Annotated in this window: 14 protein-coding genes; 10 read left to right on the top strand and 4 right to left on the bottom strand. The window is 73.0% G+C overall.

The genetic code is table 11. The features are described 5' to 3' along the window. The 5 genes from ACIPM1_RS08475 to ACIPM1_RS08455 form a co-directional block, all read left to right on the top strand. Positions 1–555 (top strand): alpha-glucosidase C-terminal domain-containing protein (locus ACIPM1_RS08475; RefSeq protein WP_402430691.1); only part of this gene is annotated, 555 nt, incomplete at its 5' end. 29 nt (positions 556–584) lie between these two features. Then, positions 585–1,973 carry a maltokinase gene (locus ACIPM1_RS08470; protein ID WP_402430688.1) on the top strand — a complete coding sequence of 463 codons (1,389 nt, stop codon included), beginning with the start codon at positions 585–587 and terminating at the stop codon, positions 1,971–1,973. A 4-nt stretch (positions 1,974–1,977) separates the two neighbouring features. Further along, a complete protein-coding gene (glgB, locus tag ACIPM1_RS08465; RefSeq protein ID WP_402430685.1) occupies positions 1,978–4,206 on the top strand; it encodes a 1,4-alpha-glucan branching enzyme in 2,229 nt (742 codons plus the stop codon). Positions 4,207–4,347: 141 nt separating this feature from the next. Continuing rightward, entirely contained in the window at positions 4,348–5,436 is a 1,089-nt protein-coding gene (locus ACIPM1_RS08460; protein ID WP_402430682.1) for a glutamate--cysteine ligase, read from the top strand. A 184-nt stretch (positions 5,437–5,620) separates the two neighbouring features. Continuing rightward, a complete protein-coding gene (locus ACIPM1_RS08455; RefSeq protein WP_402430679.1) occupies positions 5,621–7,528 on the top strand; it encodes an AMP-dependent synthetase/ligase in 1,908 nt (635 codons plus the stop codon). A gap of 36 nt (positions 7,529–7,564) precedes the next feature. On the opposite strand, the gene ACIPM1_RS08450 is transcribed toward ACIPM1_RS08455, so the two are convergent. Beyond that, positions 7,565–7,852, bottom strand: coding sequence for a DUF4190 domain-containing protein (locus ACIPM1_RS08450; RefSeq protein WP_402430676.1), 288 nt, complete (start codon positions 7,850–7,852; stop codon positions 7,565–7,567). A 200-nt stretch (positions 7,853–8,052) separates the two neighbouring features. Here ACIPM1_RS08450 and ACIPM1_RS08445 point away from each other — a divergent pair, with 200 nt between their 5' ends. The 4 genes from ACIPM1_RS08445 (at position 8,053) to ACIPM1_RS08430 (ending at position 9,661) form a co-directional block, all read left to right on the top strand. Next, a complete protein-coding gene (locus tag ACIPM1_RS08445; RefSeq protein ID WP_402430673.1) occupies positions 8,053–8,217 on the top strand; it encodes a hypothetical protein in 165 nt (54 codons plus the stop codon). Positions 8,218–8,220: 3 nt separating this feature from the next. Beyond that, positions 8,221–8,493: a DUF4190 domain-containing protein gene (locus ACIPM1_RS08440; protein WP_402430670.1), complete on the top strand. Its 273-nt coding sequence runs from the start codon at positions 8,221–8,223 to the stop codon at positions 8,491–8,493. A 139-nt stretch (positions 8,494–8,632) separates the two neighbouring features. Further along, complete coding sequence (locus ACIPM1_RS08435) at positions 8,633–9,073, top strand: hypothetical protein (RefSeq protein WP_402430667.1); 441 nt, start codon at positions 8,633–8,635, stop codon at positions 9,071–9,073. Positions 9,074–9,226: 153 nt separating this feature from the next. Next, the gene (locus tag ACIPM1_RS08430; RefSeq protein WP_356194079.1) at positions 9,227–9,661 is read left to right on the top strand and encodes an ATP-binding protein; all 435 of its coding nucleotides are present in this window, start codon (positions 9,227–9,229) and stop codon (positions 9,659–9,661) included. 170 nt (positions 9,662–9,831) lie between these two features. On the opposite strand, the gene ACIPM1_RS08425 is transcribed toward ACIPM1_RS08430, so the two are convergent. The 3 genes from ACIPM1_RS08425 to ACIPM1_RS08415 all read right to left on the bottom strand — a co-directional run bounded on the left by ACIPM1_RS08425 (position 9,832) and on the right by ACIPM1_RS08415 (position 11,293). After that, entirely contained in the window at positions 9,832–10,401 is a 570-nt protein-coding gene (locus ACIPM1_RS08425; RefSeq protein WP_402430663.1) for an ATP-binding protein, read from the bottom strand. Beyond that, positions 10,398–10,769 carry an STAS domain-containing protein gene (locus ACIPM1_RS08420; RefSeq protein WP_402430660.1) on the bottom strand — a complete coding sequence of 124 codons (372 nt, stop codon included), beginning with the start codon at positions 10,767–10,769 and terminating at the stop codon, positions 10,398–10,400. Before ACIPM1_RS08420 ends, ACIPM1_RS08425 begins: the two co-directional genes overlap by 4 nt. Positions 10,770–10,921: 152 nt before the next feature. Continuing rightward, positions 10,922–11,293, bottom strand: a complete 372-nt coding sequence (locus ACIPM1_RS08415) for a PRC-barrel domain containing protein (RefSeq protein WP_356194071.1) — start codon at positions 11,291–11,293, stop codon at positions 10,922–10,924. A gap of 728 nt (positions 11,294–12,021) precedes the next feature. On the opposite strand from ACIPM1_RS08415, the gene ACIPM1_RS08410 reads away from it, so the two are divergent. Further along, the coding region (locus tag ACIPM1_RS08410) for a HAMP domain-containing protein (RefSeq protein ID WP_392195784.1) at positions 12,022–12,728 on the top strand (707 nt) is incomplete at its 3' end.

Below are 12,728 nucleotides of genomic sequence, written 5' to 3'. Positions count from 1 at the left end.
AGCCCGATCCTCTACTACGGCGACGAGATCGGCATGGGCGACAACATCTGGCTCGGCGACCGCGACGCCGTGCGCACCCCCATGCAGTGGACCCCGGACCGCAACGCCGGCTTCTCCTCCTGCGACCCCGGCCGCCTCTTCCTCCCCACGATCATGGACCCCGTCCACGGCTACCAGGTCACCAACGTCGAGGCGTCGATGTCCTCGCCCTCCTCGCTGCTGCACTGGACCCGCCGCATGATCGAGATCCGCAAGCAGAACCACGCCTTCGGCCTCGGCTCCTACACCGAACTGCATTCCTCCAACCCGGCGGTCATCGCGTTCCTCCGCGAGTACAAGGACGACCTCGTCCTGTGCGTGCACAACTTCTCCCGGTTCGCGCAGCCCACCGAACTCGACCTGAGCGTCTACGACGGACGGCACCCGGTCGAGCTGATCGGCGGGGTGCGCTTCCCCGCCATCGGTGAACTCCCCTACCTGCTGACCCTCGCGGGACACGGCTTCTACTGGTTCCGGCTCACCCGAGCCGCATCCCGGATCGGCAGACGAGCTTGAGCGTGCGGCCGACGAAAGGAGGCGCGACCGTGCCGAAGACCGCAATCCTCCAGCCGGGCACCACGGGCCTCGCCGGACCGATGGACTCGCTCGGCGCGCTGCTGCGCGAATGGCTGCCGCGCCAGCGCTGGTTCGCCGGGAAGGACCGTCCCGTCACCGACCTGCGCCTGCTGTCCATGACGGAGCTGTTCCCGGGCTGTCTGCACCTGCTGGTCCACGCCGACCACGGGGGCGCCCCCGCGGGCCCCGGGGCCGGGGGCGTCCCCGCCCCCGCGGGCACACCGCCGCCCGCCGACTGCTACCAACTCCTGCTCGGGGTGCGTGAGCAGCTGGCGCCGCGGCTGCGCCGGGCGTTCATCGGCCGGGCCGTGGAGGGACCGCTGGCGGGCCTGGCGATCTACGACGCGCTGTACGACCCCCGTTCGGCGCGGCTGCTGCTGGAGCGGCTGCGCCGCCCCGGCACGGCGGGCCCGCTGCGCTTCGAGGCCGACCGGTCGGTGCACATCCCCGGCGACCTGGTGCCGCGGCTGCTGGACGCCGAGCAGTCCAACTCCTCGATCGTGTACGGCGACGAGTTCATCCTGAAGGTCTTCCGCCGCATCCAGCCCGGCGTCAACCCGGACCTGGAGGTCCCGTGGGCCCTCGCCCGGCAGGGCTGCACCCGCGTGCCCGCCCCCGTGGCCTGGCTGCGCACCACGCGGCCGGAGGAGGCCACGCTCGGCGTGCTCCAGCCGTTCCTGCGTGACGCCGCCGACGGCTGGACACTGGCTCTGCGGGCGCTCACCACCGGGGACGACTTCACCGCGCAGGCGCACCAGTTGGGGCAGGCGACGGCGGAGGTGCACCTGGCGCTGGCCACCGCCTTCCCCACCGGCGAGCACCGGGAGACCGCCCGGCCGGCGGCGGGGATGACCGAGCGTCTGGAGGCGGCCGCGCACAGCGTTCCCGCGCTGCGGCCGTACACCTCCCGGCTGCGCACCGCGTTCGCCGCGCTCGCCGGCTGCGACGCCGGGCCGCCTCCCCAGCGCGTCCACGGCGACCTGCATCTCGGCCAGGTACTGCGGGCCGGGCGCGAGTGGTTCGTCATCGACTTCGAGGGCGAGCCGTCCCGCCCCCTCGCCGAGCGGCGCATCCCCGAGTCCCCGGTGCGGGACGTCGCGGGGATGCTGCGCTCCTTCGACTACGCCGCCCGGCAGCGCCGCCCCTGGCGCCCGGAGTGGGCGCGCCGCTGCCGGGAGGCGTACTGCGCCGGCTACGCGTCCCGGGCCGGCTGGGACCCCCGTAAGAAACACGCCCTGCTGCGGGCCTACGAGACGGACCGTGCCGTGTACGAAGTGCTGTACGAGGCCCGGCACCGCCCCGACTGGCTCGACGTACCGATGGCGGCGATCGAACGTCTCGCCGTGAGAGGAGGCTGAACCGGTGGCACTGCGCGACACGTCACTTCCCGAGCCGTCCGGCCCGCCCGCGTCCGCGGACGCGGGCACGGCGGCCGCGCCCCTGGACCCCGCCGACCGTGAGCGCCTCCTGTCCGGCGCCCACCACGACCCGCACGCCCTGCTCGGCGCGCACCCGGTCCCCGGCGGCGTCGCCGTCCGGGCGCTGCGCCCGTTCGCCCGCTCCGTGAGCGTGGTGACCGGCGGGGCGCGCACCCCCCTCGTCCACGAGGGCGACGGCCTGTTCTCCGCCGTCCTGCCGCTGGAGGCGGTCCCCGCGTACACCCTGGCGGTGGCGTACGAGGAGGACGGCGCCGACGAGCGCGAGGTCCACGACCCCTACCGCTTCCTGCCCGCCCTCGGCGAGCTGGACCTGCACCTGATCCGGGAGGGCCGGCACGAGCAGCTGTGGACGGCGCTCGGCGCGGAGCCCATGACCCACCAGGGGGTGGCCGGCACCCGGTTCACGGTGTGGGCGCCGAACGCGCGGGGCGTCCGCGTGGCCGGGGACTTCACCTTCTGGGACGGAACGGCGTTCCCGATGCGCTCCCTGGGCGCCTCCGGCGTGTGGGAGCTGTTCCTGCCGGGCATCGGCGAGGGCACGCGCTACAAGTTCGAGATCACCTCGCAGTACGGCCACCGGTTCCTCAAGGCGGACCCGATGGCGCGCCGCACGGAGGAGCCGCCCGCGACGGCGTCCGTGGTGACCGCCTCCCACCACGAGTGGGGCGACCAGGAGTGGATGGCGCACCGGGGGGACACCCCCGTGCACGAGGCGCCGTTCTCGGTGTACGAGGTCCACCTGCCGTCCTGGCGGCCCGGGCTGACCTACCGCGAACTGGCCGAGCAGCTCCCGGCGTACGTCAAGGACATGGGCTTCACGCATGTGGAGCTGATGCCGGTCGCGGAGCATCCCTTCGGCCCCTCCTGGGGCTACCAGGTGACCTCCTACTACGCGCCCACCGCGCGGCTGGGCCCGCCGGACGACTTCCGGTACTTCGTCGACGCCTGCCACCGGGCCGGCATCGGCGTGATCATGGACTGGGTGCCGGCGCACTTCCCGAAGGACGACTGGGCGCTGGCCCGCTTCGACGGGGACCCGCTGTACGAGCCCGGGAACGCGCAGCGCGCCGAGCACCCGGACTGGGGGACGTACGAGTTCGACTTCGGCCGGCGCGAGGTGCGCAACTTCCTGGTCGCCAACGCGGTGTACTGGTGCGAGGAGTTCCACATCGACGGCCTGCGCGTGGACGCGGTCGCCTCCATGCTCTACCTCGACTACTCGCGCGAGCCCGGGCAGTGGACGCCGAACGAGTTCGGCGGCCGGGAGGACCCGGCCGCGGTGGCGTTCCTGCAGGAGATGAACGCCACCGTGTACCGCCGGGCGCCGGGCGTGGTGACCATCGCCGAGGAGTCGACGGCCTGGGGCGGGGTGACCGCGCCGACCGAGTGGGGCGGTCTCGGGTTCGGGCTGAAGTGGAACATGGGCTGGATGCACGACTCGCTGGAGTACATGAGCCACGAGCCGGTCCACCGCAAGTACCACCACCACGAGATGACCTTCGCGATGGTGTACGCCTACAGCGAGAACTACGTCCTGCCGATCTCCCACGACGAGGTCGTGCACGGCAAGCGGGCACTGGTGTCGAAGATGCCCGGCGACTGGTGGCAGCGCCGGGCCGACCACCGGGCGTACCTGGCCTACATGTGGGCCCACCCCGGCAAGCAGCTGCTGTTCATGGGACAGGAGTTCGCGCAGGGCGGCGAGTTCTCCGAGGAGCACGGGCCGGAGTGGTGGCTCCTCGACGAGGGGTACTGCGCCGCGGGCGACCACCGCGGGGTGCAGAACCTGGTGCGCGACCTCAACACGCGGTACCGGGCCACCCCCGCCCTGTGGCAGCGCGACACCCGGCCCGAGGGCTTCCGGTGGGTCGCCGTGGACGCCGCCGACGACAACGTCTACGCGTTCCTGCGGTTCGACGCCGAGGGCACCCCGCTGCTGGCGGTGTCGAACTTCTCCCCCGTGGTCCGCGCCGGCTACCGCCTCCACGTCCCCGAGGACGTCGCCGCCTGGTGCGAGGTGCTCAACACCGACGCGGCCCGGTACGGCGGCGGCGACGTCACCAACCCCGATCCGGTCAAGCCGGAGGACGGCGTCGTCAGCCTGACGCTGCCGCCCCTCGCCACGCTCTGGCTGTCGCCGTACGCCCCCTGAGAGCGGCCCCCTGGCGTGCCGGCCGTCCTCCGGCGGTCCCGGGTGCCGTGCCCAGGTGTCTCCGGGCCGTCCTGGGGCAGTCGGGGTCGTACGACCCGGCGATCGGCCGGTGTCGCGGAGGACGGAGGAAGGGCGGCGAGGGTGCGCACCGTCGGAGTGGAGGAGGAGCTCCTCCTGGTCGACCCGGAGACCGGCGAGCCGAAGGCGCTGTCCGCGGCGGTACTGGCCCGCGCCGAGGCGGACGGCGCGGGCCAGGAGATGTTCGAGAAAGAGCTGTACGGCCAGATGCTCGAGTTCGCCACGCATCCGCAGACGGACATGGCCCGGCTCGGCGAGGAGATCGTCCGCTGCCGCAAGGAGGCGGCCCGGCACGCCGGGGAGATCGGCTGCGCGGTGGCCGCGCTGGCCTCCTCCCCGCTGCCCGTCAGCCCGTCCATCGTGATGAACGACCGCTACCAGTGGATGGCCGAGCAGTACGGCATCGCGACGCGGGAGCAGCTCGTCTGCGGCTGCCATGTGCACGTGGCCGTGGAGTCCGACGCGGAGGGCGTGGCCGTCCTGGACCGGATCCGGCCCTGGCTGCCCGCGCTCCTGGCGATCAGCGCCAACTCGCCGTTCTGGCAGGGCACCGACTCGTGCTACGCCAGCTACCGCAGCCGGGTGTGGGGCCGCTGGCCGTCGGCCGGGCCGACCGAGCTGTTCGGCTCGCCCGAGCGGTACCACCGGCGGGTGGCGGACATGGTGTCCACGGGGGTGATCCTCGACGCGGGGATGGTGTACTTCGACGCGCGTCTGTCCGAGCGGTACCCGACGGTCGAGATCCGGGTCTCCGACGTGTGCCTGCACGCGGACACCGCCCAGCTGATCGCCACGCTGGCCCGCGGCCTGGTGGAGACGGCCGCGCGCGAGTGGCGGGCGGGGCGGGAGCCGGTCGACCACGGGGTGAGCCTGCTGCGGCTGGCCGCGTGGCAGGCGGGTCGGGGCGGTCTGGAGGGCGAGCTGCTGGACCCGGCGACCATGCGCCCGCGCCCGGCCGAGTCGGTGGTGCGGGACCTCATCGACCACGTCGGCGAGGCGCTCGCCGACACGGGCGATCACGAGCGCGTACACGAGGCCGCGGCGGGGCTGCTGGGGCGGGGCAACGGCGCCCGCGTGCAGCGGGAACTGATGGAGCGGACGGGGAGCCTGCGGGACGTCGTCACCGAGTGCGTGCGCCTCACCCAGAGGTGAGGACTCCCCCGGCGGGGCGGGGGCTCCTCGCGCCCCCCGTCGGGTCCCGCGGACGTCGTAGATCACGGAAACGGGGCTACTTCCCCGTTCGGGGCACCCGGCACGCTCACCTGGGCTACATTCGACCAGCGTCGACACGGTACTCGTCGGCGAAGTCACCCTCCGTACACCCCAGGAGCAGTGCATGCGCGACTTCGCCCTCGCTCCCTCCGCCGTCTCCTCCATGACCGGCGGACTCGCCGACAGCGTCTTCGAGACGGCCGAGCTCCGTCCGGCCCACCCCGTCCTCGCCCGCCGGCCCGACCCCGCCTCCGCGACGTGGGAGGAGGTCACCGCCGTGGAACTGCGGGACGAGGTCGCCGATCTGGCCAGGGGGCTGGTCGCCTCCGGGATCTCCCCGGGACACCGCGTGGCGGTCATGGCGCGCACCCGCTACGAGTGGACGGTGATCGCCTACGCCCTGTGGACCGTGGGCGCCGAGGTCGTCCCGATCTACCCGACCTCCTCGCGCGACCAGGTCGAGTGGATCCTGCGGGACTCGGGGTGCGTGGCGGTGGTCGTCGAGGACGAGCAGGGCGTCATGACCGTCGGCTCGGTCTGCGCCACGCTGCCCGAGCTGCGGCACGTGTGGCAGCTGGACGACGGGGCGCTGGCGCACCTCGTGGCGCGGGGCGCGGTGATACCGCCGACCACGGTCGACTCGCTGCGCCGGATCGTCCTGCCGGACGCGACGGCGGTGATCGCCTACACCTCCGGCACGATGGGCCACGCGATGGGATGCGCGCTGAGCCACCGCGCGCTGGCCAGTCCCTGCGACACGCTGCTGGCGGGCTGGGGGCACACGGCCGCGCCCCCGGGCGAGCAGGCCGCGGTCCTCGCCTTCCTGCCCTTCTCCCACGTGTACGGCCTGATGATCCAGGGCCTGTGCATCCGCGGCGGCATCCTGATGGGCCACGAACCCGAGGTCACCGACGCCTCGCTGGCGTCGGCGCTGCGCACCTTCCGGCCGACGTACTTCTACGCCGTGCCGTCCGTCTTCGAGAAGCTCTACAAGACCTTCCTGCGCACGGCCCAGCAGGCCGGCCGCGGCGCCCTGTTCGAGAGGGCGGCGGGCACGGCGCGCGACTTCGCCGGGGCCCTGGAGCGGCAGCGGCTGGGCCGGGGCCCGGGGCCCGGATTCGATCTGCGGCTGCAGCACGCCCTGTACGAGCGGACGGTGTACCGCAAGCTGCGCGCGGCGCTGGGCGGCCGGGTGGTCCGCGCCACCTCAGGCGGCTCACCGCTCAGCCGCGAACTCTCCCTGTTCTACGAGGGCATCGGCATCTACGTGCACGACGGGTACGGGCTCACCGAGACCGCCGGCGGGATCACCATGCAGCCGCTCGGCCGGGAGAAGTCCGGGACCGTGGGCCGGCCTCTGCCGGGCACCGAGATCCAGGTGGCCGACGACGGGGAGATCCTGGTGCGGGGGCCCTCGGTGTTCCAGGGCTACGTCAACGACGAGGCCACCACCCGGTCCGCGCTGCGCGGCGGCTGGCTGGCGACCGGGGACATCGGGCACCTGGACACCGAGGGCTACCTCACGCTCACCGGGCGCAAGAAGGACATCATCATCACCAGCAGCGGCAAGAGCGTGGCTCCCGCCCTGCTGGAACAGCGCCTGCGGATGCATCCGCTGGTCCACCAGGCGGTGGTGGTGGGCGACAGCCGGCCCTGCGTGGGCGCGCTGATCACGCTGGACCCGGACTTCCTGGCGCACTGGCGGGCCGCGCTGGCGCTCCAGGGCGACACGGCGGGCCGTGAGGCGCGCGAGGAGAACGCGCTGCGCGAGGAGATCGGGCGGGCGGTCGCCGCCGCCAACAGCGCGGTCTCCCCTTCGGAGTCCATCCGCGTCTTCCGGGTGCTCCCGGAGCCCTTCGACGTGGCGAGCGGGCTGCTGACGCCGTCGATGAAGCTGCGCAGGGACGCCATAGTGCGCCACTACGCGTTCGAGATCGACGCCATGTACCAGGCCCGCAGCCGCGGTCCGCGGCGGCCGGCGCCCCATGACGCGACCGCCGACTGGGACGACTCCGACAACGTCTTCCGCTGACCCGGACCGGAAGGTCCGGGTGGCGGGGAGGACGGGTCAGCCGCCCACGTACCAGTGGAACCCGCCGTTGGCCGCGGAGACGGCCAGCAGGACACCGAAGACCACCAGGTCGAGAATGCCCAGCACGATGCCGGCCTTCGCCATGCCCGCACCGCCCTTCGCGGGCGCCCGGCGCAGGCCGACGGCGCCGAGCACGATCGCGAGCGGGCCGAGGATCACGTTGAAGAGGAACACCCCGATGATCCCCAGGACGAGACTGGCGACCGCCAGACCGTTGGTCCGCGAGTTCGGGGAGGCGGTGGGTGAACTGCCGTGACTCGTCATCGTACTCTCCCTCGTTTGTTGACCGGTTGATGACCGGAGCTCTCAGATGCCCCTCGATTCGCCGGGCACACGGCGGAGTTGGGAAAACCGGTGGAACAGGCAGGCGTGACACCGCACCCGCGGGAAACCTGTCCCGCGTGATTCCGACACCGCGAACTCCGTTTGCTCTCCGGCCCGTTCGGACCGAAAGGTGAGTCGTCGTGCTCTTCCTGGTTGCCGCACTTCTGCTGCTGGCCGTGCTCCTCGGGTCGGCGGCCTATCTTCCCTGGCCGGTCACGCTGGTGCTGGGCACGGCCGTCATCCTGTGGCTGGCCGTCTTCACGGCCCGTGAACGCCGGCGGCGCGGCCGGGCGAGGAGGGCCTGACCCATGCGGCTGACAGCTCCGCCCCGGCAGCGCACCGGCAAGCGGGACACCGAAGGCATGGCCATCGCCTCCTTCGTGCTCGGTCTGGTCGGACTGGTGGTGCTCAACCTGGTACTGGGGCCCGTGGCGATCGCCCTCGCCGTGGTCGCCCTGCGCCGGGACACCCCCCGCCGGTTCCGGGCCTGGCTCGGGCTCGCACTGGGCGTCACCGATCTCCTGCTGCTCGCCGTGCTGCTGGCCGTGCACCACGGCACGTCCTGGACCGCTTTCGGCTGAGTCCGCGGGCCAGTGCTCGGGACGAACGCCGAGCGTGACACGCGCCGCGCGCGAAGGACGCGTCACGGGGTTTACATCCGCCGGATCGTCGTAGGCGCACAGGGAAAGCCGTGCCGATCCCTGCGAGGAGCCGTCGTTGATGTCCCGTCACCTCCGCCGTCACCTTCTCTGTGTCCTGCTGGCCGTTGCCGTCGGAGCGGTGGGCCTGTGGAGTGTCGTCAACGGGATGCGGGCGGCCGCCGCCGGGCCGGCGCTCGGCGTGCCGGTGCTCATGGTGGCGGCGGCGCGGGCGGGTCGCTCCCACCGGCTGCTGCTCGCCTCGCACCGGCGCGCCCGGCGGGCCGCGCTGGGCGACGCGCGGCCGGTCGCCCCCGCCCGGCCGTGCTGTTCCTTCTGGCGCGCCCCCGCGGGTGCCGCGCACGAACCGGACTGCGCTCGCGCGTCCCGCCCGGCGCCCCGGCGGACGTCCGGGACGACGCGCGCGTGGCAGGAGCTGTACGAGGCGTGCTGTCTGCGCGGCTGGGAGTCCCGCGGCTCCGTGCACGACGTCCGGCTGTGCGCGCGCCGGGCGGCCGCCTGAGACGGGGTACGGGCCCTTGATCGCCGCTTGCCTCTCCTGCGACCGGTCCCACTGCTGACCCACGCGTAGGGTCCGCGCCCATGGGAACAAGACAGGGGACGCAAGGGTAAGAAAGTCGACAGCCCGGCCACGACGGCGGGCCTGGAAGGCGAGATGGGAACCGAGCCGCGTTGGGACGACACACTGGCAACCGAGGGGATTCCGAGTCGCACCGCTCGCTTCGCGGGTGAGCTGCACCATGTGACGGGTGCACGCCTCGCCGCGGAGGAGTTCATCGGCGAACTCGCGCGCTCGGCTCCGCCGACGGCCCCCGAGCACTGGGACGACATCCTGCTGGTGGTCACGGAGCTCGCGGCGAACGCCGTGCAGTACGCGCCGGGCCCCTTCGAACTGCGGATACGCCGCACCTTCGACGGGGTGCACGTGACGCTGAGCGACACCAGCACCACACCGCCGGCGCCCCGGCCCTTCCACCCCAGCCGCGGTGGCGGCGGGATCGGCTGGCACCTGGTCCACACGCTGTGCGACCAGGTCAGCGTCGTGACGCACGACCGCGGCAAGGACGTGCACGTCTTTCTCCCCTGGTGACTTCTCCCAGGGGGACCCCCTCCGCCGCCGCGGGGTCGCCCGCCGGTCTTCCTCGCCGCCGCGTGGTCGGCCGTCGGCTCTCCCCGCCGATGGGGTCCGGCCGTCGGGTCTCGGAGCCCGTCACCTACGGCACGTCTGCGGAGGCCGGGCGCGCCCGCGCGGCGCACCGGCTAGCCGGCCCGGACGTCCTTCGGCGGCAGGTCGGCGGCGTCGCGCAGCGGGACCAGCACACTGATCGTCTTGCCGCCTCCGGGCCTGCGGTCGATGACGATCTCCCGCGCGAGGCGGATGATCAGCGGCCAGCCGTACCCACTGCCCAGGTGGCCGAGCGGCAGCGCGCCGGAGCCGAAGGCGACCTCGGGGACGACGTCGCTGTTGTCGAGCACGGCCAGCCGGATGCCTTCGGCCGTGGAGACGGCCTCGAAACCCGCGATCCCCTCGCCGTGCCGGATCGCGTTGGTGACCATCTCCGAGACGACGAGCAGCAGGTCGATGACGTCCTCCTCCCGCGCCCGGCGGGAGGAGGAGTTCCACTCTTCGCGCACGACCGACTGCGCGTACGCGCGTGCCGCCGCGGCACTCGTCACCCGGACCGCGGCGCCCGGCCGCCCCGCCGCGGAAGCGGAGGCGGAAGCGGCCGGTACGGTGCCCGCCGTGCCGGTCGGGTGCGTGGGTGCCGTGGCCCCGGGATCCGCCCGCTCGGCGCGGGGCTCCGCCCCGGGGCGCTCGTCCTGCGTCACCGGTCCGTCACTGCCCGGGGCACCTCCATCGCCGTGAAGACGTTCTCGGCGAGGACGAAGTACCCCGCGGTTCCAGTCACGTCAAAAAGCCTTTCCACGCTCTCGCCGAACGGCCCCGCCAGCACCAGGAGCAGCCCGTCCGCCCGGTGCGCCTGCTGGGCCTCGAGGAGGGCGTGCAGGATGGCCGAGTCCGCGAACGTCGTGTCCGACAGGTCCACGACGGTCCGCGGGGTGCCGGCGAGCAGGCCGGCGGCCAGTTCCTCGACCAGCCGAGGGGCGCTGTCGCCGTCGATGTCGCCACCCACGGTCACGACGAAGGCGTTCCCGCGGACGGACGACGCCACGGCGGGCTCCCGCTCGTCGCTCATCGGCACACTCTTCCTGTTCTGCTCTCCGGTCCGCGGCGCGCGTCGCACGCGTCGCTCCAGCATAAGAGCGGCCTCCCGGGTCCGGCCCCGGCGCCCTCGACGCCCCGCTCGTCCCCGGTGACGGGCCGTACGCCCCACACGTCCGTCCGCCGTCAGGCGGTGGCCGTCGTACGCGGCGGAAGCGAGTGGTAGTACTCGCCCACCCGGGTCAGGTAGTCCGGGTCCATCGTCTCGCTGTCGATCCGGAAGCGCGGCGCCGCCTTGATCTCCCCCCGGGAGCAGGCCACCTCCACCTTCCGGTCGTCCGTGTCGATGACGGTGACGACGCCGACCGGCACGAGCACGCTCCTGCCGAACACCCAGACACCGGTGTCGACGACCAGGTGTCGCATCCCGAAGGGATCGGCCTCCCGGTCCACGTGCCCGATCGTTCCGTCGGCGGCGACGACGGTGAACCCGGTCAGGTCCTGGCCCTCGACACGACCGACCTGCGGCGGGTACGACCAGATTCTGTCGATGGTCACGCTGCTCCTCAGCTCCCCGGACATAAGAGTCACGAGTCCGCAGGCGGGTGGTCCCCCCTCACGGCTCTTCTTGCAGCAACTACCCTGCCGTCGCACTCGCATTCGGCCCTGGCAGGACGGCGTATCGGCGTGTTCACCGGTCTCCCTCCCCCGGGCGGCGCGCAGTTCGGGGCGCCGGTCGCGGCCGGCGGGCGCGCGCGCCGGCCGACGCCAGGTCAGATGGAGGGCGGAGCCCGCCTCCTCGGCCCGGCGCACCCCGGCCGAGGACGGTCCCGCGTGCACGGAACGGCGGGGGACGAGCGCGGAAATGTGGACATATTCGTAGTCCGTGGAGCGGAGTCCCGCGGGCCGGGAAGGGAGTGGGCCGAGGGCGGTCCGGCGCCCGGCCGGGCGCGTCCGGCGCCGAGGGGGAAGCGCCTCGCGGCCGCGCGGCCCGCCCCGCGTCGGCCGGCCCCGCCGCCGCAGGTCACGACCGGTTCGCAAGCCAGTTCCCGTACTCTGGATATCCACGCTCGTGTACAACGGGCGCATACGGTTCCAGCCGGGCTCGCGGTGCGCCGGAAGGTTTTGTTCGGAGCACTCGGGGTGAGTTAGCCTTCGGCGTATTTTTACAAACGTGCAGATTCCGTGAACTGCGGAAATGCCGGCACGACAGCCGAGCCCTCAGGGCCGGTGAGGGCCGAGTCCTCTCACGAGGAGGGCTCCAGGGGAGCGGGACGAGGATGCGCATGACCAGCGACAGGACCGAGGTGGTCGACGCCCTGCCCGGCGATCAGGAGCTGAGGCAGCTCCTGGCGGGCCTGACGGCCGTGCGGGACGGCGACTTCGGTACGCGCCTGCCCGAGGACACCGACGGACTGATGGGCGACATCGCCACGGTGTTCAACGGCATGGTCGACCAGCTGTCCGTGTTCACCTCCGAGGTCACCCGCGTGGCCCGGGAGGTCGGCACCGAGGGCACGCTCGGCGGGCAGGCGGAGGTGCCCGGCGTGTCCGGGACCTGGGCCGACCTGACCGACTCCGTGAACGCGATGGCGGGCAACCTCACCACCCAGGTCCGCGACATCGCGCAGGTGGCGACGGCGGTGGCCAAGGGCGACCTCTCGCAGAAGATCGACGTGCCCGCGCGCGGCGAGATCCTGCAGCTGAAGGAGACCGTCAACACGATGGTCGACCAGCTCTCCGCCTTCGCCGACGAGGTCACCCGCGTCGCCCGCGAGGTCGGCACCGAGGGCCGCCTCGGCGGCCAGGCCAAGGTGCCCGGCGTGGCCGGCGTGTGGCGGGACCTGACCGACTCGGTGAACTTCATGGCGGGCAACCTGACCAACCAGGTCCGCAACGTCGCCCAGGTGACGACGGCGGTGGCCAAGGGCGACCTGTCCCAGAAGATCACCGTCGATGCCCGCGGCGAGATCCTCGAACTGAAGAACACCAT

The organism is Streptomyces sp. NPDC086766, assembly GCF_044746005.1.
In the GTDB taxonomy this organism is placed as follows: Bacteria; Actinomycetota; Actinomycetes; order Streptomycetales; family Streptomycetaceae; genus Streptomyces.
The sequence above is the reverse complement of the archived record's forward strand: the minus strand, read 5'-3'. Positions and strand labels throughout refer to the sequence as shown.

Bases quoted from the DNA above. Each gene is read 5' to 3' on its own strand.
- ACIPM1_RS08455 (WP_402430679.1), top strand. From the start codon at position 5,621: ATGCGCGACTTCGCCCTCGCTCCCTCCGCCGTCTCCTCCATGACCGGC.
- ACIPM1_RS08450 (WP_402430676.1), bottom strand. From the start codon at position 7,852: ATGACGAGTCACGGCAGTTCACCCACCGCCTCCCCGAACTCGCGGACC.
- ACIPM1_RS08440 (WP_402430670.1), top strand. From the start codon at position 8,221: ATGCGGCTGACAGCTCCGCCCCGGCAGCGCACCGGCAAGCGGGACACC.
- ACIPM1_RS08435 (WP_402430667.1), top strand. From the start codon at position 8,633: ATGTCCCGTCACCTCCGCCGTCACCTTCTCTGTGTCCTGCTGGCCGTT.
- ACIPM1_RS08430 (WP_356194079.1), top strand. From the start codon at position 9,227: ATGGGAACCGAGCCGCGTTGGGACGACACACTGGCAACCGAGGGGATT.
- ACIPM1_RS08420 (WP_402430660.1), bottom strand. From the start codon at position 10,769: ATGAGCGACGAGCGGGAGCCCGCCGTGGCGTCGTCCGTCCGCGGGAAC.